Annotated in this window: 1 protein-coding gene and 1 pseudogene; both read right to left on the reverse strand. The window is 41.6% G+C overall.

The features are described from left to right. On the reverse strand, positions 1 to 264 hold a 264-nt coding region (locus ACFIK2_RS08120; RefSeq protein ID WP_375677140.1), incomplete at its 3' end, for a helix-turn-helix domain-containing protein. 1,590 nt (positions 265 to 1,854) lie between these two features. Then, positions 1,855 to 2,010: pseudogene (locus ACFIK2_RS08125) on the reverse strand (transcriptional regulator); the annotation flags it as partial.

Below are 2,010 nucleotides of genomic sequence, written 5' to 3' on the forward strand. Positions count from 1 at the left end.
TACACGATTAGATCCTTTTTCGTATTTCTGGATTTGTTGAAAACTGACACCTAAATAGCTTCCTAATTCCTTTTGAGAAAGCCCCATTGAAATGCGTCTGTGACGGATTCTTTTACCTATTGAAATGTCATTAAAATGTGAATTTTTAGTTTGCACTTCAAGCTCCCCTCCGGTTGCGAGCGCCCTCGCATGAGTATTCCGGGAGTTTGAAAGCACTGAGCTCAGCCAGCCTTTTGCTTTTAGTGCTGACAAGCACTTGGACATAGCAAAAGCTCCCGGAATTCCGGGATACCCGCAAAGCGGGATAAATTTATGTACTGAGCGTTCGGGCTTTCAAATCCCTATTTGACCGTTGCGTGGACGATCAAAAACACAGATCAATTCATAAGGCAATTTCAGAAGATTGGCAAGAAAAATCAAAATAATTTCAAAGACTATAAAATTGGGTACTTTTTAAAAAAGTGCGAAATCTGGATTTTTAGTTTGCACTTCAAGCTCCCCTCCAGTTGCGAGCGCCCTCGCATGAGTATTCCGGGAGGTTGAAAGCACTGAACTCAAATCAGCTTTTTGCTTTTAGTGCTGACAAGCACTTGGACATAGCAAAAACTCCCGGAACTCCGGGATACCCACAAAGTGGGGTAAATTAACGTTTGAGTTTTCGGGCTTCAACTCCCTATTGATTGCTGCGTAGACGATCAAGGCACCTTTTGAGTGATAAAGTAATTTCAAGGGATTGGCAAGAACAATTAAAAGATTTGGAAAATGAGAGCATTTTTTTGTATCTTAAAAATTATCTCATTATATTCTTATGCCTTATGCAGTAAAATATTGTCATTTGAGGTAGGGTGAGATGGAGGCATTAGAGGCAATGATATGCCGTCGAGGGACCTTCAAGCATATCAATTTATACGGTGCTTTTTGTGAGAGTGTCTGGATATTGGAGGGTAGGGGTTATCTGTCCGTGTCTGGTGAAACAGTATTCTTTGAGGGGTGGTGAGAGGTGGTTGCCCAAATGCAATGTGCTCGATAAAAAGTGGGATTGTTAACAGACTCTTGTTTATTGAGTGGTGGGTTAGTTTGGAAATTTTGTTTGGCTGCCTTTTGTAAAGATAGAAGAGCGTAAAAACGTGAATCCGTAAAAGTGAAGTGAAGAATTTATGCGTTGTATGCTTTTGTCTTGGCATGGAATGGGGGGAAAGGACTGGGGAACGAGTCTGCAAATGAAGTCGAAAGCTAGGATGCAGAATGTGAAAATTGGCGCTGTGGGAGAAGCTTTTTGGTGTGTGTGAAGCTTTGTCTTTTGGGTGGGGTATTTGCTTCGAAGCGGAATTGATCGGTATTTGTAGGAGCTTTCGCTCTTTGTGTTGGAGAGGGATGGGTGTAAGAATATTCAGAAAAGGCTTGCTTGTTGAATCCATTTTTTGAGGGGTATGGTGTGCTGATCTGTCTGAGTGGTTGGTAGGAGGAAACTGCTACAAGATGTTGGATTCTTGACAACGCAGTGTAAGATGCTGGGGGAAAAGTTTCATTTGGTTGCTTTCTGTAAAGATGTAAAAGCGTAAAAACGTGAATACGTAAAAGTGAAGTGAAGGATTTATGCGTTGTATGCTTTTGTCTTGACATGGAATGTGGTCGGAGAACTAGGGGACGCATTTGTGAATGGAGCGGGGAAAGCTGGGATGAAGAGGGGTATAAATCGCGTTGACTGGAGAAAGGTGTGTGAGGGAATATTTTAGGGCAGGGCTTATCTGTCTTGTCTGATAAAATTGCCTTCTTTGAAGTGTCGTGATCTGAAGCTTATATTTTAAGGATGTTGGATATATTGGCGAGGGATGTTGATGGGTGTGCTTTTGTCTAATCAGAAATCAACCACAAGATTGCTTTTTGTTTTTTCGCTTCGAGCTCTCTAAAGTTTTTCAAAAGTGCGTATTCTTTTTCGCTGTATGTGTCTTGATCGTGGTGTAAGGCATGTTCTTTTGTGGGAATATCTGCTGTTAAAAGGTCCGCATA

Origin of the sequence: Bartonella sp. AP88XZML (assembly GCF_042195565.1) — a bacterium.
GTDB lineage: Bacteria > Pseudomonadota > Alphaproteobacteria > Rhizobiales > Rhizobiaceae > Bartonella.